The organism is Pseudomonas sp. G11, from assembly GCF_029457515.1.
In the GTDB taxonomy this organism is placed as follows: Bacteria; Pseudomonadota; Gammaproteobacteria; order Pseudomonadales; family Pseudomonadaceae; genus Aquipseudomonas; species Aquipseudomonas gorinensis.
Map to the genome: position 1 here is coordinate 2,306,915 of NZ_CP120377.1, position 23,089 is coordinate 2,330,003.

17 protein-coding genes are annotated in these 23,089 nt (G+C 63.9%); 9 read left to right on the forward strand and 8 right to left on the reverse strand.

Going from position 1 to position 23,089, the window contains the following annotated elements:
* Window position 1: 1 nt before the first annotated feature.
* Window positions 2-2,497, reverse strand: coding sequence for a heavy metal translocating P-type ATPase (locus P2T68_RS10630; protein ID WP_017511447.1), 2,496 nt, complete (start codon window positions 2,495-2,497; stop codon window positions 2-4).
* Between the two features lie 235 nt (window positions 2,498-2,732).
* Between P2T68_RS10630 and P2T68_RS10635 the strand changes: the two genes are divergently transcribed.
* Complete coding sequence (locus P2T68_RS10635) at window positions 2,733-3,089, forward strand: metalloregulator ArsR/SmtB family transcription factor (protein WP_015912826.1); 357 nt, start codon at window positions 2,733-2,735, stop codon at window positions 3,087-3,089.
* Window positions 3,090-3,198: 109 nt separating this feature from the next.
* On the opposite strand, the gene lpdA is transcribed toward P2T68_RS10635, so the two are convergent.
* From lpdA to P2T68_RS10670, 7 genes are all read right to left on the reverse strand, one after another.
* On the reverse strand, window positions 3,199-4,626 hold the full coding sequence (lpdA, locus tag P2T68_RS10640; protein WP_015912827.1) for a dihydrolipoyl dehydrogenase: 1,428 nt from the start codon (window positions 4,624-4,626) through the stop codon (window positions 3,199-3,201).
* Between the two features lie 105 nt (window positions 4,627-4,731).
* Window positions 4,732-5,130 carry a hypothetical protein gene (locus P2T68_RS10645; RefSeq protein WP_015912828.1) on the reverse strand — a complete coding sequence of 133 codons (399 nt, stop codon included), beginning with the start codon at window positions 5,128-5,130 and terminating at the stop codon, window positions 4,732-4,734.
* A gap of 53 nt (window positions 5,131-5,183) precedes the next feature.
* Complete coding sequence (locus P2T68_RS10650) at window positions 5,184-8,330, reverse strand: efflux RND transporter permease subunit (RefSeq protein WP_012614056.1); 3,147 nt, start codon at window positions 8,328-8,330, stop codon at window positions 5,184-5,186.
* Window positions 8,331-8,343: 13 nt separating this feature from the next.
* A complete protein-coding gene (locus P2T68_RS10655) occupies window positions 8,344-9,459 on the reverse strand; it encodes an HlyD family efflux transporter periplasmic adaptor subunit (protein ID WP_003821159.1) in 1,116 nt (371 codons plus the stop codon).
* Window positions 9,456-10,007, reverse strand: coding sequence for a hypothetical protein (locus P2T68_RS10660; RefSeq protein ID WP_015912829.1), 552 nt, complete (start codon window positions 10,005-10,007; stop codon window positions 9,456-9,458). Before P2T68_RS10660 ends, P2T68_RS10655 begins: the two co-directional genes overlap by 4 nt.
* Window positions 10,008-10,041: 34 nt before the next feature.
* The gene (locus P2T68_RS10665; protein WP_235583804.1) at window positions 10,042-10,404 is read right to left on the reverse strand and encodes a hypothetical protein; all 363 of its coding nucleotides are present in this window, start codon (window positions 10,402-10,404) and stop codon (window positions 10,042-10,044) included.
* Complete coding sequence (locus P2T68_RS10670) at window positions 10,405-11,370, reverse strand: TolC family protein (protein WP_346772498.1); 966 nt, start codon at window positions 11,368-11,370, stop codon at window positions 10,405-10,407. It lies immediately after the preceding gene.
* 282 nt (window positions 11,371-11,652) lie between these two features.
* Here P2T68_RS10670 and P2T68_RS10675 point away from each other — a divergent pair, with 282 nt between their 5' ends.
* From P2T68_RS10675 to P2T68_RS10710, 8 genes are all read left to right on the forward strand, one after another.
* A complete protein-coding gene (locus tag P2T68_RS10675) occupies window positions 11,653-11,910 on the forward strand; it encodes a metal-sensing transcriptional repressor (RefSeq protein WP_003821156.1) in 258 nt (85 codons plus the stop codon).
* Window positions 11,911-11,919: 9 nt separating this feature from the next.
* Window positions 11,920-13,230 carry an MFS transporter gene (locus tag P2T68_RS10680; RefSeq protein WP_003821155.1) on the forward strand — a complete coding sequence of 437 codons (1,311 nt, stop codon included), beginning with the start codon at window positions 11,920-11,922 and terminating at the stop codon, window positions 13,228-13,230.
* A 133-nt stretch (window positions 13,231-13,363) separates the two neighbouring features.
* Entirely contained in the window at window positions 13,364-14,386 is a 1,023-nt protein-coding gene (locus P2T68_RS10685; protein ID WP_003821153.1) for a cation diffusion facilitator family transporter, read from the forward strand.
* Between the two features lie 43 nt (window positions 14,387-14,429).
* Window positions 14,430-14,807, forward strand: a complete 378-nt coding sequence (locus P2T68_RS10690) for a metalloregulator ArsR/SmtB family transcription factor (RefSeq protein ID WP_003821152.1) — start codon at window positions 14,430-14,432, stop codon at window positions 14,805-14,807.
* A gap of 229 nt (window positions 14,808-15,036) precedes the next feature.
* Entirely contained in the window at window positions 15,037-15,606 is a 570-nt protein-coding gene (locus P2T68_RS10695; RefSeq protein WP_058144080.1) for a DUF4148 domain-containing protein, read from the forward strand.
* Between the two features lie 166 nt (window positions 15,607-15,772).
* Window positions 15,773-18,487 carry a heavy metal translocating P-type ATPase gene (locus P2T68_RS10700; protein ID WP_012614060.1) on the forward strand — a complete coding sequence of 905 codons (2,715 nt, stop codon included), beginning with the start codon at window positions 15,773-15,775 and terminating at the stop codon, window positions 18,485-18,487.
* A gap of 139 nt (window positions 18,488-18,626) precedes the next feature.
* A complete protein-coding gene (locus P2T68_RS10705) occupies window positions 18,627-19,907 on the forward strand; it encodes an efflux RND transporter periplasmic adaptor subunit (protein WP_234493403.1) in 1,281 nt (426 codons plus the stop codon).
* Window positions 19,904-23,080, forward strand: a complete 3,177-nt coding sequence (locus P2T68_RS10710; RefSeq protein WP_012614062.1) for an efflux RND transporter permease subunit — start codon at window positions 19,904-19,906, stop codon at window positions 23,078-23,080. Before P2T68_RS10705 ends, P2T68_RS10710 begins: the two co-directional genes overlap by 4 nt.
* Window positions 23,081-23,089 lie beyond the last annotated feature (9 nt).

Here is a 23,089-nt window from a genome sequence, read left to right on the forward strand (position 1 = left end):
CTCAATGAGCGGTATCCGCCGCCAGCGGCGGCTGGAAGCGGCGCAGGCGCAGCGCGTTGCCGAGCACGAACACGCTGGACAGCGCCATCGCGCCAGCCGCGAAGATCGGCGACAACAGCACACCGTATGCGGGGTACAGGACGCCAGCGGCCACCGGGATCAGGGCCGTGTTGTAGCCAAACGCCCAGAACAGGTTCTGGCGGATGTTGCCGATGGTCGCCTTGGACAGCGCGATGGCGTTGGGCACGCCCTGCAGGTTGCCCGACATCAGCACTACGTCGGCCGACTCCACCGCCACGTCGGTGCCGGTGCCGATGGCCAGGCCCACGTCGGCCTCGGCCAGCGCCGGGGCGTCGTTGATGCCGTCGCCCACGTAGGCGATCTGGCCGTGGCTGGCTTTCAGCCGGCGCACGGCTTCGACCTTGCCCTCGGGCAGCACTTCGGCCACCACCTCGTCGATGCCCAGTTGCTTGGCGATGGCCTGCGCGGTACGCGCGTTGTCGCCGGTGATCATCGCCACCTTCAGGCCGAGCTGGTGCAACGCGGCAATGGCCGCGGGCGTGCTGGACTTGATCGGATCGGCCACCGCGATGATGGCGGCCAGCCGGCCGTCGATCGCGGCGTACAGCGGTGACTTGCCCTCGTTGCCCAGGCGCTCGGCCGTGCGAGCGAAGCTGCCCACGTCCAACCCCAGCTCACGCATGAAGCGATCGGCACCGACCTCGACACGCGCGCCGTCCACGGTGGCGCGCACGCCCATGCCCGTGACCGAATCGAAGTCTGTCATCGTCGGCAGCGCGATGCCACCTTCCACGGCCGACTCGACGATGGCGCGTGCGATCGGATGCTCCGAGCGCGATTCGACAGCGGCGACCTTCGCCAGCACCTGGTTGCGGTCAAAGCCGTCGGCAATCTCCAGGTCGGTCAGGACCGGGCGGCCCTCGGTCAGCGTGCCGGTCTTGTCCACGGCCACCACCTTGGCGTCCTTGAGCAGTTGCAGGGCTTCACCCTTGCGGAACAGCACGCCCATCTCGGCGCCCCGGCCCGTGCCGACCATGATGGAGGTCGGCGTCGCCAAACCCATGGCGCAAGGGCAGGCAATGATCAGCACCGCCACGGCATTGACCAGCGCGAAGGACAGCGCGGGCGACGGGCCGAACACCAGCCAGACCAGGAAGGTCAGCACCGCGGCCAGCATGACGGCGGGCACGAACCACAGCGTCACCTTGTCCACCACGGCCTGGATCGGCAGCTTGGAACCTTGCGCCTGCTCGACCATGCGGATGATCTGCGCCAGCATGGTCTGACCGCCCACGGCGGTGGCACGCAGCGTCAGCGCACCCTTCTGGTTGACGGTGCCGCCGACCACGGTGCTGCCTTCCGCCTTTTCGACGGGAATCGGCTCGCCGGTGATCATCGACTCGTCCACGAAGCTGCGGCCCTCGGTCACTTCACCATCGACCGGCACGCGCTCGCCGGGGCGCACTTCCACGATGTCGCCCTGCGCCACGTCGTTGATCGGGATGTCCACGATGCGGCCGTCGCGCAGCACGTGCGCCTCCTTGGCCTGCAGGCCGATCAGGCGCTTGATGGCCTCGGAGGTGCGGCCCTTGGCCCGTGCCTCAAGAAAGCGGCCCAGCAGGATCAGCGCCACGATGACGGCTGCCGCCTCGTAGTACACGTTCACCGTGCCGGCCGGCAGCAGACTGGGCGCGAACGTGGCGACCATCGAATAACCGAAGGCCGCGGCCGTGCCGACCGCGACCAGCGAGTTCATGTCGGGACCCAGGCGGAACAGCGCCGGGAAGCCCTTCTCATAGAAGCGCCAGCCCGGAATGGCGAGCACCAGCAGGGTCAGCACGAACTGCAGATACCAGCTCTGCTGGATGCCAATGGTGGAAGCCACCCACTCGTGCATGCCGGGAATCATGTGCGAGCCCATTTCGAGCACGAACACAGGCAGCGCCAGCACGGCGGCCAGGGTCAGGTCGCGCTTGAGTTCGGCGCGCTCGGCGTCCTTTTTCTCGGCAGCTTCCTCGTCGGCCTGCATGCCTGTATCGACCGGGCTGGCCTCGTAGCCGACCTTATCGACAGCAGCAATCAGATCCTGCACGGATGCTACGCCACGCACGGTAGCGCGCTCGGTCGCCAGATTGACCACAGCCTCAGTGACGCCCGGCACCGCCTTGAGCGCCTTCTCGACGCGGCCCACGCACGAAGCGCAGGTCATGCCTCCGATCGCCAGCTCGATGGTGCCCTGAGGCACGTCGTACCCTACCTTCTCGATCGCCTGGATCAGCGCCATGCGATCGACAGGACGGTTCAGGCGAATGTCCGCTCGCTCGGTGGCGAGATTGACAGACACGCTTGCCACGCCCTCGACCTTGGCAAGGGCGGCCTCGACTCGGCCGACACAGCTTGCGCAGGTCATGCCCTCGATGGGCAGGCTGATTGCCGCTGCTTGGGCGCCAGCACTACTCGTTGTTGCCATGCTCATGGTGTGCTTCCCATAGTTGAAATTCGACATGGAGGGAGCTTAGGGTTTACCATCGTGGGAAGGTCAAGCGCTTTTTCGGATGCTGTCAGGTTTCAGAAATGACCCGGTGCACGGGGAACGGAGGCCTTGCCTGCCAGGCTCGCACTGGTTCTTTGCTGCGCGCGCCTAAGCGGCCGCTGCCTTGTTAATTCTGAAGGGCGAAAACAGCCATTCGAGGTTAGGAAATATTTTAAAAATGAATACAAGTAAGCCATTCAGTACCCCACCGAAGGGTCCCAGCGCCGATTTGGAATCGCTGTCACAGAATGACGTGACCATCTTGGCTGAGACATTCCGCCTCCTGGGTGACCCGTCCCGGCTGAGAATCATGCTGTGCTGCATGAAAGGCTCTTCCTCGGTCGGGGACATCGCTGAAACCCTCGAACTCTCGCAGTCGCTGGTGAGCCACCACCTGCGGCTGCTGCGCGGTGCTCGCCTGGTCAAGGGCGTGCGCCAAGCCAAACAGATCTTCTATGAGGTGGCGGACAAGCACGTGAACCAGGTGCTGCTGGATATGGCCACCCACATCGCGGAAGACCACAACGACGAGTAACTGTTGGGCATAGCATGCCGTTGCGGCGTGGCCTACGTTCCATGGCGATATGCGCCCCACCGCCCGCAGCTGCGTTCGGTGAGGTGGTTTGGATGCCGCTTCCGATCAATCAGAAGTTGAGCGCGCGCTTGTCCACGGCCAGCGAGGCCTCTTTGAACGTCTCGGAGAGGGTCGGATGGGCAAAGCAGATGCGGGCGATGTCTTCGCTGCTGGCCTTGAACGCCATGGCGATCACGGCCTCGGCCACCAGTTCACTGGCCTGCGGGCCGACCACATGCACGCCGAGTATCTCATCAGTGGCAGGATCGGCGATCACCTTGACGAGGCCCGGCGTGTCGCCCAGCGCACGCGCGCGGCCATTGGCCATGAACGGGAAGGAACCGATTCGATAGGCGGTGCCCTGCTCTTTGAGCTGCTGCTCGGTGCGGCCTACCCAGGCAATCTCTGGGCTGGTGTAGATGACGTTGGGGATCGTATTGAAATCGACGTGACCGTGCTGGCCGGCAATGCGCTCGGCCACTGCGACACCTTCCTCTTCCGCCTTGTGCGCCAACATCGGGCCACGCACCACGTCACCGATGGCCCAGATGCCGGGCACACTGGTGCGGCATTCATCGTCCACCAGCACGGCGCCGCGCTCATCCAGTTGGAGTCCCACGGCGGCCGGATTCAGGCCTTCGGTGTTGGGCACACGGCCGATAGCCACGATCACTTTGTCTGCCTGCAAGGACTGCGTCTGGCCCTGGCTGTCGGTGTAGTGAATAGTCACGCCAGCCTCGGTTGCATTGACTTCGCGAACCTTCGCACCTAGTTCGATCTTCAGGCCTTGCTTGTCGAACGCCTTCTTCGCCTCCTTGGCGATGGCTTGGTCGACGATTGGCAGGAAGCTGGGCAAGCCTTCGAGGATCGTGACATCCGCCCCCAGGCGGCGCCAAACGGAGCCCAGCTCCAGGCCGATCACGCCGGCACCGATGACGGCCAACCGATCGGGCACGGCCGCGATGTCCAGCGCGCCGTCGTTGGAGAGCACGACCCGCTCATCGAACGGTAGGTTGGGGAGTGGCCGCACGTTGGAGCCTGTGGCAACGATGATCTGCTTGCCCACCAAGGTAACAGCCTCATCGGCGGCGACGCTCACCTCGAAGCCACCATCGACAGTCCTGGTGAAAGACGCCAGGCCGTTGAAAAACTGGACCTTGTTTTTGCGGAACAGATAAAGGATGCCTTCGTTGCTGGACTTCACGACCTGATTCTTACGTTCCAACATCGTGGTCACATCCATGCGCAGATCACCCGTGGAGATGCCGTGCGTGCCAAAGTGGTGCTTGGCTTGTTCAAAGTTCTCTGACGACTGCAGTAGCGCTTTCGAAGGGATACAACCGATGTTGTTGCAGGTGCCGCCAGGTGCTGGCTTTCCGTCCTTGTTCTTCCAGGCATCTACACAAGCGACCTTCATGCCTAATTGGGCAGCGCGAATGGCCGCGATGTATCCGCCTGGGCCGGCACCGATAACAATGACGTCGAAATGCATTTCCATGATTTACATCTCCAAAGTTTTTGAGGAAATAGTGAGCGCCTATGTCGCGCCTTTTGTCAGGTGGTCGCCAGATTACAGCTCGTTCCCTGACGATCACGTTGAACACTACGGCAGAACGAACCGGGCGCTCGCGGTATTGCCCCCACGTTCGACTTGGACGACGGCCTTCGTGCCCTTGGCTGCGGCGAAGGTCCCGCTGCCTTCGAGGCGGCTTCCGTCCGCGGCAGGCGTGAGTTGCACCTCCTGCTTTTGTGAGCCGGTCAACAGTGTGAGCTTGGCTTTGGTGTTGCTTACATTGACCTGCTTGCCGTGGTCGCGCAGGTAGAGTTGCGCTGCTGCGGGCTGAACGACCAACTCGTAGTCCACGTCCCGGACTTCGGTCACGACGCCACCATGCAGCGGCTTGTGGTCATGCGCGTGGTCATGGTCGCCTGCGGCGAAGGCGGTGACGGATGCCAGGGCGAGGGCGGTGCCGGCCGTGAGGGAACGAAATCGAACAGACATGAAAGCTCCTATAGGGTTACGGTGGTTGAAATCGGGTGACAGAAGGCGTTGCATCAGAATGCCTCCGCGTCGCGGTCGTCCAGCAGGCGTTCGGCAGGCTTGCGGCCGAACAGCCAGAACATGGCGGGTGTAAGGAAGGTGTCTAGCAGCGTGGAGCTGACCAGCCCCGAGAAGATCACCACCGCGACGGGGTGCAGGATCTCAGTACCGGGTCGGGACGCCTCGAACAGCAGCGGGGCCAGCGCGAAGGCCGTGACCAGCGCGGTCATCAGAACCGGGGAAAGCCGTTCGAGCGAGCCACGCACGATCATCTTCTGGTCGAAGTCCTCGCCCTCCATGCGCATGAGGTTGAGGTAGTGGCTCACCTTCAGGATGCCGTTGCGCACAGAAATACCCGCGAGCGTGATGAAGCCGACCAGGGCGGCCACGGACAACGGCTGGCCAGACAGCCACAGCCCCAACACGGCGCCGACCAGGGCCAATGGAATGTTCACCATGATGAGCGCTGATAGGACGACCGACTTGTAGCGCGTGTACAACACCACGAACATGAGCGTCAGGGAGACGATGGACAGCAGGCCCACCAGTCGCGAGGCTTCCTCTTGTGCCTGGAACTGGCCGCCCAGCGTGATGAAGTAGCCTTCGGGCAAGCGCACTTCTTGGACGACGCTGCGTATGTCGGCCACTACTTCGGACAGCGGCCGTCCCTGAGCGTTGGCCGACAAAACTATGCGTCGACGGCCATCGTCGCGGCTGACCTGGTTGGGGCCGTCGCTGTCTTCGATGGTGGCAAGGCGCGACAACGGGACCCGACCCATGGGCGTGTCGATGAGGATGCGGCTCAAGCCCTCAATCGACCGCGCCTGCTCGGGCAGGCGAACCACCAGCGCGAAGCGGCGGTTGCCCTCGATGACCTCGGTGATCTTTTCGCCTTCGACCAGGCTTTGCAGCGTGGACAGAATTTGCGGTGCGGCCACGCCGTAGCGTCCCGCCGCCGCATAATCCACGCGGATTTTGATCTGCGGCGCTAGGACCTGCTTTTCGATCTCCAGGTCAGCAAGCCCCGGAATTCCGGCCAGCTTGGCGCGCAGCAGATCCGCCTGCCCGCGCAGGACGTCCAGGTCCTCGCCGAACACCTTGATGGCGATCTGCGAGCGCACCCCCGACAACATGTGGTCGATGCGGTGCGAGATCGGCTGGCCAATGCCGATGGAGCCGGGCAAGTGAGCCAGACGCGAACGGATGTCGGCGGTGATCTCCTCCATGGAGCGCTTTAGCTCCGAGGCGGGCAGCAGGCCCACGTCCAGCTCGCTGACATGCACGCCTTCGGCATGCTCGTCCAGCTCGGCCCGTCCGCTGCGCCGGCCCACGTGCTGCACCTCTGGCACCTGCGCGACCAGCAGCTCGGCTTGCTGGGCAAGCGCCGAAGATTCGGCCAGCGTCACACCGGGATTCAGGCGCAGGCCCACCAGCAACGTTCCTTCATTGAACGGGGGCAGGAACGTGGTCGGGAAGAATGGCACCGCGGCGACAGCCAGTGTGACAGCCACAGCGGCCATGCCAAGGGCGGCACGCGGCCGCTGCAAGACCCGCTGCAGGCCGCCCTGATAGCGCGTCTTCAACCAGGCTAGAAGCCGAGTGTCGCCATGGTCCAGCGTCCTCATCTTGGGCAGCAGGTAGTACGAAAGCACCGGAGTGACCGTCACAGAGACCAGCAGCGAGGCCAGCGTGGAGACGATGAAGGCGATGCCCAGCGGCACGAACAAGCGCCCCTCCATCCCCGGCAGCGCGAACAGGGGCAGGAACACCAGCACAATGATCATCGTGGCGTAGAGAATCGCCGAGCGAACCTCCATCGAGGCCCTGGCAACGATGACCAGGGGCGTCAGCCGGTTCTCAGGGTGGCGGGTGCGGTCCTCCTTGAGCCGCCGCATGATGTTCTCCACATCGACCACAGCATCGTCCACGAGACCGCCGATGGCGATCGCCAGCCCACCGAGCGTCATGGTGTTGATTGATAGGCCGAAATAGTGGAACACCAGCCCGGTCACGAAGATCGAGGCAGGAATCGCGGTCAACGCGATCACCAGGGGGCGCAAAGTGCCCAGGAAGAAGAACAGGATCACCGCCACGAAGACCGATGCGCCGATGAGCTTGCCTTGCAGCGTGCTGATGGACGCCTCGATGAAGTTGGCTTGTCGGAAGGTCACCTGTGGCTCGGCCATGCCAGCCGGCAGTGAGCCCTTCATGTCCGCCAACGCTGACTCGATCGAGCGGGTCAGTGCAATCGTATCGGCCGTGGGCTGCTTTTGGATGCCCAGGATCACGGCTGGCAGGCCCTCGAAGCCCGCATCGCCGCGCTTGATGGCTGGCGCAAACTGAACATCGGCGACCTGGTGGAGCAGGATGGGTTGGCCCGCACGCACCGCGAGAGGCAGGTTACGCAGGTCGTCGAGTCGGGACGTGCGGCCCAGGTTGCGGATCAGGTACTCGCGGCCATTGATCTCCAGGAAGCCGCCGGAAGTGTTCGCGGAGAAGCCCTTGAGAGCCGCATCCAGATCGGACGCAGTCACGCCCAGCTCTGACATTCGCGTGGTGTTGGGCTGGACCTGGAACTGACGGACCTCGCCTCCGATCGGGATGACTTGGGCAACACCAGGTATGGCCATCAGCCGGGGGCGTAGCACCCAGTCCGCGTACTCGCGAGTGTCCATGGCCGACAGCGGCGGGGCTGCGTTCTTCTGCCCTGAGGGCTTGGCACCGATGGGGATTGCAATCTGCATGATCTCGCCCATCACTGAGCTGATTGGCCCCATAGTGGGCGTCACGCCCGGGGCTAGCCCTTCCTCCATGGACGTCAGGCGTTCGGAGACCATCTGGCGCGCCCGGAAGATGTCGGTCTTCCAGTCAAATGTCACGTAGATGAAGGAAAGCCCGGCGCTGGAGACCGAGCGCACGCTTTCGACGCTGGGCAGGCCGTTCATGGCCGTTTCGAGCGGGAACGTGATGAGTTGCTCGACTTCTTCGGCAGCCATGCCGCCAGCCTCCGTCATGAGAGTGACGGTCGGCTTGTTGAGATCGGGAAAGACATCTACCGGCGTGCGCGTCAGGGTGAACGCGCCATACGCCATCAGCACCAGCGCCCCGATGATGACCAGGAGCCGGTTTCGTAAGCTATTTTCGAGAAGCCACTTGAACATGGAATGGTGCCCCTCAACGAACTTGATTGATCAGGGACGCGCCCTCGACAACCACGCGGTCGCCGTCCGCCAGGCCCGAAGTGACAGCGATGGATGCACCATCCAAAGGAGTGATGTTCACGACACGCGGCTCGAAGCGCTCGGCCTGGTCTTTGACCCAGACGATGTTCTGGTTGGCAGGGTTCTTCATCAGCGCACCGGAAGGCACGCGGTAGCCAGGTACCGTCGTCGCCTCTTGCACGAAGACCACCACCGGCATACCGACCGCCAAGCGCGAGAGGCTTTCGCTGGTGCCCTTGAACAGCATGGGCAGGGCCTGCTCGCGCAGGCTGCTGGCGGCACCGACGAAGCTCAGCGGCACCTTCTGACCGCCTACTGCGAGTGCAGCACCGGCCAGGTTCTGTGCCATTGCCGGATCGTAGGCAAGCGCCTCGATGCGCAGTTGGGTCGGATCGACCACCTCAAACACCAGTTCGCGCGCATCCACGACCTGCCCGGCAACTGCGGGGCTGGATGCGATGACGCCGCTGACTGGGGCCTTCAGTACGTCCCTGCCGGCGAGGCCCCCGCTCAAGGCGCGGGCGCGTTCGGTCAGGCTGTTCACTTCGCTTTCGGCTGCTTCGATCTCCTTGCGGGGCACGGTCTCCGACAGCTCGCGCAGCCGGGCCAAGCGCTTCTGCGCGAGCGCTTGGCCCGCACGCAGCTCGGCAACCTGGGCCATCTGGCCTGAGCGCTCCAGCACACCGCTGGCCGGTTCGATGTAAGCCAGCACCTGGCCCTTGCGCACGGATTGGCCGATCTGCGGCAGACCATCCGGCCCGGGCACCAGCCGGCCCATTACCATTGCCTGGACCTTGCCGCCTGTCGTCGGGTCCATGATTACTTTGCCAGCCAGTTCATGGCTGCGGGCCAAGGGCTCCTGCTTGATCAGCTGGGTGCGTACACCGATCTGACGTTGCGACGGTTTCGGAAGAAACACGCTGCCATCAGGCTGGCGCTGGGGGCCATTGGAAGACGCAGCCGGCGCTTCGTCGCCGTGGTCATGGCCGTCGTGAGCGAACGCGGGAGCAGCCAGAGCCAATGCAGCCGCCATGGCCGTCGTCATTAGGAAACGGAAGTTGCGCTTCATGCTGCACCTCGCAGTGCACCGTTGGTGCGTGTACGTCTGCGCAGCGCCCACGCTAGGACACCGACGCCGAGGACTGCGGCACCGCCACCTAGTACGACCACACGGCCGGATGCGACGGCATGCTCGTGTTCGGCGTCTTCGCTATGAACATCGAGAACGCCCGTCAACAGGTCCGATTGGCCCTGCGCAGTAATAGTGGCCATGATTGAGGTCTCGCCATCGGATAGCGGCTCAGTCAGATCGGCCTCGAACTCTCCAACCCCGTGTGAGCTGACCTTTACCTGTTGACCACCCAGCTCGAGGGTCAGCTCGCCATCGGTCACCGGCCGGTTGTCGGCAGCATGGTCGAGGTAGAGTGTGAGACGCTGGCCGTTCAGCACACCCACCAGTTCGAAGTCATCGGAAACTGCGGCAAAGCGCGGAAGCGCGGCCGCTGCGGGGGCAGGAGCGGCTTCGCCATGGTCATGGCCGTCGCCGGCCCACGTTGCGCTACTGCCAAGCAGGAGGCTGGACAAGGCAGCTGCACGCCAGAAAGAGGATTGCGACATTTCTAAGGTTCCAGGATGGTTGAGCGCGCGCCGATCAGCGCGTGCCGGAGATGTCAGTGAAAGTCTCGGTCGGCTGCGGCAGCGTGCCTTGTGCCTGCAACAGGGACGAGATGGCCGCGGCATGCTCCACCTTGGCGAGCAGCGCCGCGCGCTCGGCCTCGGTGGCCTCCTGCTCGATGCGAAGGCGTGTCGGCATGTCCGTCTCGCCCATCGCGAACGACTTTTGGTAGAAGGTGCGCGTTTGTTGGGCTAGTCGCTGGCGCTCCGAAGCGGCCTGCATCTGGGTGCTGGTTGCCAGTTCGCGCGATTGGGCAGTTCGAATTTCCGAGAGTAGCCGGGTGCGCTGGGCCGCGAGTGCCGACTCAGCCTCCAGTGCCTGCGCATTGGCGCTGGACAATTACTCGGTATGACGGCTACCCGTACCGAAGGGAATGCGCACACCCACCGTGATCGTCTGGTTGTAGCGTTCGCCGTAGCCGCCCCGATCCCGCGTGGTCGCCAGGGTCAGTTCGGGGTTGGCGTACTTCTGATGGGACACCAGTTCCGCAGAGCGGCGGGCCGCCAGCGCCTTGTGCTGCAGTTCCAGCAGCGCAGGGTGGTTACCCAACAACGCGCCGGACGGCTGTGCCGATGCCGGTTGAACTCGGACACCTGACTGCTCCGGCTGCGCGGAATCGGCCTGCGACGGGATACTCTCGATGCCGGTCAGTGCCAACAACGCCTCGCGCTGCGTGATTTCTTCGGCCTGAGCAATGGCCAGGGCACTACGAGCCGACGCCAAGGCGCCATCGGCCTGGTTTCTGTCGGCTTGCGCCAGGTCGCCCGCGCGAACCCGGCGAGCCACATCTTGCGCCAACTCGTCCGCGCTGCGGGTGCGATCCTGCGCCGCCACCAATTCGGCCTGGGCACGCTGCCATGCCCACCATGCCTGGCGAACCTGTCCGGCCGTGCGTAGCTTGGCGGCCAGCATCCGGCTGGATAGCGCGAGGCTTTCCGCGTCCGCCCAGCGTGCCGACGAGGCGCGCTCACCAGGCATCCAAAGGGGAATAGCCACCCCGACTTCATATTCGCGCTGTCCGTTGCGGTTGTTGAACCGATCAGTTTTGGTGGAGGCTTCCAGCGCCATCGGACCTGCCACCCAACTGCCGGCCGTCTCTTGGCGTGCTTGGGCGGCCTGCTGCCAGGCGCCTTCTCCAGCGGCTTCTGGCTGCCGCTGCCAAGCTGACTCCCACAATTGGGCGACCATGTGGCTGTCTGGTCTGGATGGGACGTGAGGGGCGGCTACTGGCTGGGCTAGCACGGTGCCGGCCCAAAGCGTGGATACCGCCCATATCCATCCCTTGCGTATGTCTTTGCGAAGCATTCAATTCTCCATCGGTGTTGCATCAGTACTTACCCCCGGCTGGGTGTTCTCTTTCCGAGCAAGTGCTTGTCGTTGAAAAGCCACTGTTCACTGGCTTAGATATGAACAATTGTATATCTATTCATATGAATGGGAAAGAAAACCTTACATCCTTTGAGCACCAATCGCCTTAGAGAGGGCGTCGGGCGCAAGACATCGAGAGGCGAGGTGGGGCTAATCCACTGCGCAAACAGCTATGCAGACTCCTTGAGCATATCCCCCGGGGGGGGATATGATTGCTGCATGAAAGAGATGCACAAGCACACCAGCCACCCAGATCTCGTGAAACGGCTCAAGCGCGCCGAGGGTCATCTGCGACACGTCATCGGGATGATCGAAGGAGAAGAAACCTGCCTGGACATCGCTCGCCAGCTCGCTGCGGTGGAGAGCGCCGTCACAGCGGCCAAGCGCGTCCTGATCCATGACCACATCGACCACTGCCTATCTCATGATGAGGACTCCGTTCTAGCCGAAATGAAGGCGCTAACCAGACTGCTCTGAGGTCTCTCGATGCTCTCCGTCCTAAAGAACCGCACCTACCGCCACCTGTTCACCGCGCAGGTGATCGCACTCGTCGGCACAGGCCTGATGACGGTAGCGCTCGGCCTACTTGCCTACGAGCTGGCCGGGGCCGATGCAGGTGCGGTGCTCGGGTCGGCGCTGGCTATCAAGATGCTGGCCTATGTGGGAGTCGCTCCAGTCGCACAGGCCTTCGCCGACCAGTTCCCGCGACGGTCATTGCTCGTAGCGCTGGACCTGGTACGAGCGGTTGTCGCGATCTGTTTGCCCTTTGTCACCGAGGTCTGGCAGATCTATCTGCTGATCTTTGTCCTGCAAGCGGCATCCGCCGGCTTCACGCCGACTTTCCAAGCCACTATCCCGGACATCCTTCCCGATGAAGAGGACTACACGAAGGCGCTGTCGCTGTCCCGGCTGGCCTATGACCTGGAAAGCCTGATTTCCCCGATGCTGGCTGCTGCGCTGCTGACCGTCATCAGCTTTCACAACCTGTTCGCGGGAACAGTGCTCGGTTTCCTCGTTTCAGCCGCGCTCGTGGTCAGCGTGCGGTTGCCCACAACTATTCCCGGACCGCGCCGCGGCATTTGGGATCGCACGACCCGCGGCACACGCATCTATCTCGCTACGCCACGCCTGCGGGGCCTGCTGGCGATCAGCTTGGCCGTCTCGGCGGCGGGCGCCATGGTGATCGTGAACACGGTGGTTCTCGTGAAGGCGCGCTTTGGCCTAGGCGAGGTCGAAGTGGCGTCGGCACTGGCGGCATTCGGAGGCGGTTCGATGGTGGCAGCCTTCGTTCTGCCATCCTTACTGGAAAAGGTGGCCGACCGAACCGCGATGCTCACCGGCGCTACCGTACTGGTCGTGGGCACGGGGATCGGCGCACTGCTGCCGAGCTATGCATTGTTGCTGCCGCTGTGGTTGATCATCGGCTTTGGCTACAGCGTGGCGCAAACGCCATCCGGCCGTCTTCTGCGCCGCTCGGCCCATGCCGAGGACCGTCCTGCGATCTTCGCGGCACACTTCGCGCTGTCGCACGCCTGTTGGCTCATCTGCTACCCACTTGCCGGCCGCTTCGGCGCGGTCATGGGCTTGCCATCGACCTTCATTGTCATGTCCCTGGTCGGCTTGGCCGGCGTGGCGCTGACGCTCTGGCTGTGGCCGGCCAGCGACCCTTCTGACGTGGCGCATGACCACCCCAGCTTGCCGCCGGATCACCCTCATTTACGCACACACGCAGACCAAGGCAGGCACCATCACCAGCTGATTCTGGATGACCTGCACCGTATCTGGCCGAAAGGATAGGCACATTTTCTCGTTGCGGCATCACAACGCATGGCTTCGGAGGCTGAGAAGGGTGAGCGAAAATATATCACATGAACACATATTCATGTGTTATATTTCGCCATAGTCAAACACTCAACCAGCAGAGGCGCCCATGTCCCAATCCAATGCACATGACCATGGTCACGACCATGATCACGACCACACCCCCACAGTGACGAGCGCCAACGAGCGCAAGGTTCTGGTTTCCTTCTTCCTGATCTTCGGCTTCATGCTCGTGGAAGCTGTCGGCGGCGTGCTGTCGGGCTCGCTAGCCCTACTTGCCGATGCTGGCCACATGCTGACCGACGCCGTGGCACTTGCCCTGGCTTACGCTGCCTTCCGATTCGGTCGCCGCGCAGCCGACAGCAAACGCACATTCGGTTACCTGCGCTTCGAGGTCATCGCCGGCTTCCTGAACGCCGTGACCCTGTTCGCGATCGTCGCATGGATCGCCTACGAGGCGTGGGAGCGGCTGCAGGCGCCGCCCGTCATCCTCGCCGGCCCGATGATGATCGTCGCCGTGCTCGGCTTACTGATCAACGTCCTCGTGCTGTGGATCATGACCCGCGGCGAAACCGATCACGTCAATGTGAAAGGTGCCATCCTCCACGTGATGGGTGACCTGCTCGGCTCTGTCGGCGCCATCGTTGCAGCGATCGTCATCTACTTCACCGGCTGGACTCCGATCGACCCCATCCTGTCGGTTCTAGTAGCGGCGTTGATTCTGCGCAGCGCCTGGAAGCTCCTGGCCAAGTCGATCCATATCCTGTTGGAGGGTGCGCCAGAGGACGCTTCGCCGGAAAAGGTGGAACAAGGCCTGATGAGCACTGTGCCCGGCCTGGCGGCTGTCAGCCATGTTCACGTGTGGCAACTCACTTCCGGTCGCACGATGGCCACGCTACACGTTCGACCCAACGTGGACGAGGAGGCGCGAGCTGTGGTCAAGCGCGTCGAGGCGGTGCTGCGAGAGCAGTTCAGCATCGAACACGCCACAGTCGGAATCGACTGGAACTCGGAGGCTGACGAGAACATCTGCAGCCTGCAACCCACGACAGGCCGTCAGGACCACAGCGGCCACGACCACAGTGAGCACAATCATGACCATGACCACTCCGCTCCCGGTCACAAGCATTGAGGCCGTGCTAGACGGTTCGCAGTTCACTTGAGGGTTTGAATCCATGACATCCCGCAAAACCACCAGCGCCGCTATTGTGCAATGTTCGACCTCTAACCACGGCACGACCACTGATGTCCTCGCACTATCGCAAAGTGACGTCGCTGTTCTGGCAGAGACCTTCCGCCTGCTGGGCGACCAATCGCGATTGAAAATCCTGTTGCAGTGCATGCGCGGATCGGTCGCAGTGGGCGACATTGCTGGCTCGCTAGACCTGTCGCAGTCCTTGGTCAGCCATCACCTGCGCCTGTTGCGCGGCGCGCGCCTCGTGCGCGGCGAGCGCCAAGCCAAGCACATCTTCTACGGCATTGCCGACCAGCACGTCAGCCAGGTACTCCAGGACATGGCGGTTCACATTTCGGAGGACAGACACGACGATTGACTGAACATGTGAGTGCGCGCCGGCCTACGCCTTCAAGGGGTAGGCTTTTTTTGGCTATTAATCTAGAGAGACACCGGCGCGCCTTGCTGAATGCCTAGAAGACCCCAAGCAAAAAGCACTCTAAAAATAAACACTTGAACATATCTTCATGTGTGTTATTATTTGTCTACGGGGTATCCGAAAGGCGTAAGGACCACGCCATTATTTTTAACGTCAAGGAGTATTGACCATGTCCAAGAAAATTCGCTTTGCTGTTCTGCTTTCCGCACTTTTTGCTGCTGGAGTAAACGCTCAACCGTTCGCCGCAGATATGACACGGCAACAGGTCCAGGAGGATCTGGCTGCTTGGAGGCAATCTGGGTTGGAAGCGTTGTCTCGCGGCGAAAGCGGCCCGGATACGTTCAGCCCTCAATACCAGGCTGCCTTTCAGCGCTACTTGCAATTGACCCAAGGTGATATGTATCAGGCGCCCTCAGCAGGAAAGACTCGTGCTGAAGTGATGGCTGATTTGGAACTGTGGAAAATCTCCGGCATGCACGCGTTCACCTCGCGCGGAATCACCACCGCTTCGCACACCCAAGCCTACCAACAAGCCTACGAGAGCCATCTCCAGCTCAAGCTGGGTGCGGCTTACAAGGCTCCGGTGGCATTGACTCGTGCTCAAGTAAAGAGTGATTTGGCAGATTGGCAGGTTGCGGGAATGGCTGGATTCTGGGCTGGTGAGCAGACGCCTGATACCTATAGTGATGCCTACCGCACCGCATTTGAAACCTACCAGATGCTGCGCAACAAAAAATGACTTAATGGCAGCTGCATAAAGCAGCGGTCGGATGGTTCAGCCAGAAAGAGATTCTTTCTTTTTTTTGAATAAACATACAAACAAGTGTTCATTTGTTTGCATAACATTCCGATCGCTGATTTGTGCGTCCTGCCACGGCGATTACTCAGAGAACCAGGAGATTGATATGTCTTTGGAAACATTGGACGGCACAGGAGCGCAGGACGAACAACTGGGCTTTCGGGTCGAAGGTATGGATTGCGCCAGTTGCGTCGGCAAGATTGAAACAGCGCTTGGTCGAATTGATGGCGTATCAAATGTACAGGTTAATTTTACAAATGAGACGCTGACGTTGACGCGCAGCACAAGTAGCCGAAATACTGCACGCGACATTGCCAAGAAAATCCGGTCCCTGGGCTTCGACGTGCAGGCACTGCCCGCGTCCGAAATGTCCGCAGCACCTGCACCGTGCCATGCGGCCCACGCGCATGACCACGCCGGCTGCGGCGGCCACCATGACCATGGGCATGCCCACGACCACGGGCACGATCATTCGCACGGCAAAGCGTGCGGTGATGACCATGGGCATGGCCATGCTCACGGCCATGCCCATGCCCATGACCACGGTCACGATCACGGGGCCTGCAGCGGGCATGACCATGCGCCGGCCTCTGCCTCCCGTGGAGCACCCAGCACGCCCCCCAACGTGTCCATGCGCGTCGAGGGCATGGACTGCGCCAGTTGCGTCGGCAAGATCGAAACGGCGCTCGCTCGCATGGATGGCGTGTCCGATGCCCGCATAAACTTCACCGCAGAAACGCTGGAATTGACGCTCGCGTCTGGCGGCCCCACGCAGCTCGGCCACATCGAGAAGACCATCAAGAGCCTGGGCTTCGGCGTCTCCGACGTGCGCCGCCATGATGGCTCAGCACCCGCGGCCCCAGCAGCAGCATCGACGGCGCGCCATCAGCGCTGGTGGCAGACGAAGAAAGGCAAGCACGTGCTGGGCCTGGGCGGCCTGATGGGCTCGGCCTACGCGATCGCGCAGTTCGTTCCTGGCTACGCTGAATGGATCTTCGCCGCTGCGGTGATCGCGGGCGTGCTGCCGTTCGCTCGCAAAGCCTTCGCGCTGGCTGTGTCAGGCTCGCCGTTCTCTATCGAAACGCTGATGGTCGTCGCCTCGCTGGGCGCGCTCGTGATAGGCGAGGCCGAGGAAGCTGCTGCCGTGGTGTTCCTGTTCGCGATCGGCGAGCTGCTGGAAAGCGTGGCCGCCGGCCGCGCGCGCGCCGGCATCAAGGCGCTGGCCTCCCTGGTGCCTAAGACGGCGGTACTGCTCGATGCCGCGGGCGGGCAGCGCGAAGTGCCCGCCGCTTCCCTGCGCGTGAGCGACCGCGTGCTGGTGCGCCCTGGTGACCGGGTGCCTGCGGACGGCAAGATCCTCCGCGGTGAAAGCAGCCTGGACGAGTCGCCTATCACCGGCGAGTCCGTACCGCGTCAAAAGGCTATCGGTGCCGACGTGTTCGCCGGCTCCATCAACGTCGATGGCGTGCTCGAAGTACAAGTCGAGAAGACGGCATCGGACAACACCATTTCTCGCATCATCCAACTGGTGGAGCAGGCGCAGTCCTCCAAGGCGCCCACGGCTCGCTTCATCGAAAAGTTCAGCCGCTACTACACCCCTGCCGTCATGGCCATCGCGGCGTTGATCGTGGTGGTTCCGCCACTTGCCATGGGTGGCGACTGGGGTACCTGGCTGTACCGCGGCCTCGCACTGCTGTTGATTGCCTGCCCATGTGCGCTGGTGCTCTCCACACCGGCGGCCATCGCCTCGGGCCTTGCGGTGGCCACGCGACGGGGCCTGCTGATCAAGGGTGGCAACGCGTTGGAAACCATCGGCCGCGTGCGCGCCATTGCCTTCGACAAGACTGGCACGCTGACCGAGGGCAAGCCGCGCATCACCGAGGTCCTGCCCTTCGGGCTGTTCAAGCATCAACAGGTCCTTGCGCTTGCCGCCGCTGTCGAGTCCGGCTCAAACCATCCCTTGGCGAAGGCCATTGTCGCCCATGCCAAGAGCCTGGACGTGGCGATTCCCCAGGCCACGGGCGCATCGGCCATTGCCGGCAAGGCGGTGCGCGCCACCGTGAACGGCAGTGCGCTCGCTGTCGGATCGCCCGCCCATGCGGAACAGACGGCCACGCTGACAGCCGCGCACCGCAGGGAAATCGACAAGCTGGAGGATGGCGGCAAGACCGTGGTGGTCCTGTTCGACGAAGCCAGCAAGAACGTTCTGGGCCTGCTGGCCCTGCGCGACGAGCCCCGCCGCGACGCGCGCGAAGGCGTGGCCCAGCTCAACGCCATGGGCGTGCGCTCGGTCATGCTGACCGGCGACAACCGCCGCACCGCGCAGGCGATCGCCGGCAAGCTGGGCATCGAGTGGGAGGCCGAGCTGCTGCCGCAGGACAAGCTGCGCTTGGTCAACGAGATGAAGCGTGATGCCAAGGTGGCGATGGTCGGCGACGGCATCAACGACGCGCCGGCCCTGGCGACCGCCGACGTGGGTATCGCCATGGGCGGCGGCACGGACGTGGCGCTGGAAACCGCCGATGCCGCGCTGCTCAAGAGCCGCGTCACGGACGTGGCCCACCTGGTGGCCCTGTCGCGGGCGACGATGGCCAACATTCACCAAAACGTCGTATTCGCCATTGGCCTCAAGGGCTTGTTCCTGGTCACCACCGTGTTGGGTATCACCGGCTTGTGGGTTGCCGTGCTGGCCGACACCGGCGCCACGGCCCTGGTCACGCTGAACGCACTGCGCCTGCTGCGCTTCAAGGGCGCGCCGGAGGCCAACCACGGCGACGACGCCGGGCGTCCCACCACCTTGTCCGTGCCGTCTGCCCGCTGAGGCAACAAGAGGGCTTGACCTTGCCGTCGTTGTAACGCCTAGCCTCCACACAAATGTCTGCAGAGCGCTTCGGAAGGGCCGGAGTCCTGCATCCAAGAAAGGGTCACTTCCATGCGTAAAAAAAATCAGAATCATTGTGGTGGCAGGCGTCATCGCAGCCGTCGGGGGGATAGCGATCGCTGCCCGCGACGCCAAGGACGAGGGCAAGGCCGCGGCGCCCCCGGCGGGCGCGCCGATGGCGCCGCAGGTGCCCGTGGCCGAGGTCATTACCCGCACGGTCGCGCCATCGGCCGAGTACACCGGCTTCCTGGCCGCGCCCAAGACCGTCGAGCTGCGCTCGCGGGTCGGCGGCGCCGTCGATGCGGTGAGCGTTCCCGAAGGTAGCCTCGTGCGCAAGGGCCAACTGCTGTTCCAGATCGACCCGAGGCCGTTCCAGGTTGCGCTCGACACGGCCGTGGCGCAACTGCGTCAGGCCGAGGTGCTGGCCAGCCAGGCCCAGGCCGACTTTGACCGCGCCGAGCGCCTGGTGGCGACCGGCGCCGTCGCGCGCAAGACCTATGACGATGCCGCCTCCGCACGCAACGCGCGCCAGGCTCAGGTGCAGGCGGCTAAGGCCGCCGTTGCTGCGGCTCAGCTGGACCTGTCCTACGCCCGCGTCACTGCGCCCATCGCCGGGCGCGTCGACCGCGTGCTCGTGACCGAGGGCAACTTGGTCAGCGGTGGCGGCGCCGGCGCGGCCACGCTGCTGACCACGATCGTATCCATCGACCCGTTGCACGTGTACTTCGACATTGATGAGGCCACCTATCTCAACGTCGTCAGCCGCTCGCGGCCCGCTGCGGGCGCCGGTAGCAAGGCTTCGCTGCCCGTGCAGGTCGGGCTGACCACGGACAAGGGTTTCCCGCACAGGGGCGCGCTCGACTTCGTGGGCAACACCATTGACCGAAGCACCGGCACGATCCGCGCGCGCGCCGTTGTGCCCAACCCGGATGGGCGCATGGCACCCGGCATGTTCGCCCGGGCCAAGCTGTCCACCGGCGCGGCGCGCGAGGCCGTCCTGATCGACGATCAGGCCGTGGGCACCGACCAAGGGCGCAACTACGTGCTGGTCGTGGGCGAGAACAACCAGGCCCAGTACCGGCCCATCGAACTGGGGCCGGTGGTGGACGGGCTGCGCGTCATCAACGGCGGCCTGCAGGCCGGTGAGAAGATCATCATCAAGGGCCTCGTGCGCCCCGGCATGGCGGTCACGCCGCGCATGGTGCCCATGCAGGCGCCCGCGGCACCGGCCGCCGGCGCGACCGGCGCGACCAAGGCTGCGGCAAACGCTCCGGCTCCCGCTGCGGCGCCTGCCAAGGCCGGTGGCGCGGACCCCGCCAAGGCTGACGGCGCGGCCGGCTCGGCGGAGGCCCGCAAATGAATTTCCCCCGCTTCTTCATCAACCGGCCGATCTTCGCCATCGTCCTGTCGGTGCTGATGCTGATCGCGGGCGCGATCAGCTATTTCCAGCTCCCCCTGAGCGAGTACCCCCAGGTCACGCCGCCGACGGTGCAGGTCACCGCCAGCTATCCCGGCGCCAACCCGCAGGTGATCGCCGACACCGTGGCATCGCCGCTGGAGCAGGCGGTCAACGGCGTGGAAGGCATGATGTACATGCAGTCCCAGATGTCCACGGACGGGCGGATGGTGCTGACCATCTCGTTCGAGCAGCACATCGACCCCGACGTCGCGCAGATCCAGGTGCAGAACCGCGTCTCACGCGCGCTGCCCCGGTTGCCGCCCGAGGTCCAGCGCATCGGCGTGGTCACCGACAAGACCGCGCCCGATATTCTCATGGTGGTGCATATGCTCTCGCCGGGGGACCGCTACGACCCGCTGTACGTGTCCAACTACGCGATGCTCAACGTGCGCGACGAACTGGCGCGCCTGCCGGGCATCGCCAACGTGATCATCGGCGGTGAAGGCGAGTACGCAATGCGCGTCTGGCTCGACCCCGAGAAGGTCGCATCGCGGGGCATGACCGCCAGCGATGTGGTCGCCGCCATCCGCGAGCAGAACGTGCAGGTCGCAGCCGGCTCGATCGGCCAGCAGCCGAATGCGTCGGCCGCCTTCCAGGTCAGCGTCAATGCGCTGGGGCGCCTGACCACCGAAGAGCAGTTCGGCGACATCGTGATCAAGGCCGGCGCCAACGGCCAGGTGACCCGCCTGCGCGACGTCGCACGCCTGGAACTGGGCTCGGACAACTACACCATGCGCGGCCAGCTCGACGGCGAGAACGCGGTCGGCCTGCAAATCCTGATGACGCCCGGCTCCAATGCCCTGGACACGTCCAGCGCGGTGCGCGCGACGATGGAGCGGCTGCAGGCCAAGTTCCCCGAAGGCATCGAGTACAAGATCGCCTACGACCCCACAGTCTTCGTGCGCGCCTCGCTCCAGTCCGTCGCCGTCACGCTGCTGGAGGCCATCCTCCTGGTGGTGATCGTGGTGGTGCTGTTCCTGCAATCTTGGCGCGCGTCGATCATTCCACTGATCGCCGTGCCGGTCTCGCTGGTCGGCACGTTCGCGGTGATGCACATGTTCGGCTTCTCGCTGAACACGCTGTCGCTGTTTGGCCTCGTGCTCTCCATCGGCATCGTGGTGGATGACGCCATCGTGGTGGTGGAGAACGTGGAGCGCCACATGGCGCTGGGCGAATCGCCCAAGGATGCGGCGCGCAAGGCGATGGATGAAGTGACTGGCCCGATCCTGGCCATCACCTCGGTGCTGGCAGCGGTCTTCATCCCCTCGGCGTTCCTGTCGGGGCTGCAGGGCGAGTTCTATCGCCAGTTCGCGCTGACCATCGCGTTCTCGACCATCCTGTCGGCGATCAACTCGCTTACGCTGTCGCCAGCGCTGGCCGCCATCCTGCTCAAGCCGCACCACGGCGCGGCCAAGCCCGATCGTCTCACGCGCATCATCGACGGCGTGTTCGGCGGCTTCTTCCGCCGCTTCAACCGCTTCTTCGATCGCGCCTCGAATTCCTACGTCGGGGGCGTGCGCCGCGCGGTGCGCGGCAGCGCCATCGTGCTGCTGCTCTACGTCGGCTTCCTGGGCCTGACCTGGCTGGGCTTCCACAAGGTGCCTGCGGGCTTCGTGCCGGCCCAGGACAAGTACTATCTCGTGGGCATCGCCCAGCTTCCGACCGGCGCCTCGCTGGATCGCACCGAGGCGGTCGTCAAGGAGATGACCAAGATCGCACTGGCTGAGCCGGGCGTCGAGAGCGTGGTGGCCTTCCCGGGCCTGTCGGTCAATGGACCGGTGAACCAGCCGAACACCGCGCTGATGTTCGCCATGCTCAAGCCCTTCGATGAGCGCAAGGACCCGTCGCTGTCGGCCTTCGCCATCCAGGGCAAGCTCATGGGCAAGTTCAGCCAGATCCCGGACGGCTTCGTTGGCATCTTCCCGCCGCCGCCGGTGCCGGGCCTGGGTTCGATGGGCGGCTTCAAGCTGCAGATCGAGGACCGGGCGGGCCTGGGTCCCGAGGCGCTTGCGCAGGCACAGGGCCAGATCATGGGCAAGGCCATGCAGGCGCCCGAGCTGGCGAACATGCTCGCCAGCTTCCAGACCAATGCGCCGCAGTTGCAGGTGGACATCGACCGGGTGAAGGCCAAGTCGCAGGGCGTATCGCTGACCGAGGTGTTCGACACCCTGCAGGTCAACCTTGGCTCGCTCTACGTCAACGACTTCAACCGCTTCGGTCGCACCTACCGGGTCATGGCCCAGGCCGATGCGCAGTTCCGCATGCAGGCTGAGGACATAGGCATGCTCAAGGTGCGCAATGCAGCGGGCGACATGATCCCGCTGAGCGCGATCGCGACCATCGAGCGCAGTTCCGGCCCCGACCGGGTGATGCATTACAACGGCTTTCCCTCGGCCGACATCAGCGGCGGGCCAGCGCCGGGCTACTCGTCCGGCCAGGCCACCGCCGCGATTGAGAAGATCGTGAGCGAATCGCTGCCGGACGGTATGACCTACGAATGGACGGACCTGACTTTCCAGGAAAAACGGGTTGGCAACACGGCGATCTACATCTTCGCGCTGGCGGTGCTGCTCGCCTTCCTGTTCCTGGCGGCCCAGTACAACAGTTGGTCGCTGCCGTTCGCTGTGCTGCTGATTGCACCCATGGCGCTGCTCTCGGCGATCGCCGGCGTCTGGCTCTCTGGGGGCGACAACAACATCTTCACGCAGATCGGTTTCGTGGTGCTGGTCGGCCTGGCTGCCAAGAACGCGATCCTGATCGTGGAGTTCGCCCGCGCGAAGGAAAGCGAAGGGGCCGATCCGCTGGCAGCCGTGCTCGAAGCCGCGCGCTTGCGGCTGCGCCCGATCTTGATGACGTCGTTCGCCTTCATCGCTGGCGTGGTGCCGCTGGTGCTGGCCAGCGGTGCGGGCGCCGAGATGCGCCACGCCATGGGCATCGCGGTGTTCGCCGGCATGCTGGGCGTGACGGTATTCGGCCTGGTGCTGACGCCGGTGTTCTACGTTGTGGTGCGCAAGCTGGCGCTGCGCCGCGAAGCGCGCCATGCCCGTGGCGGCATGACCGACCAGCACGCATGACGGCCAGGA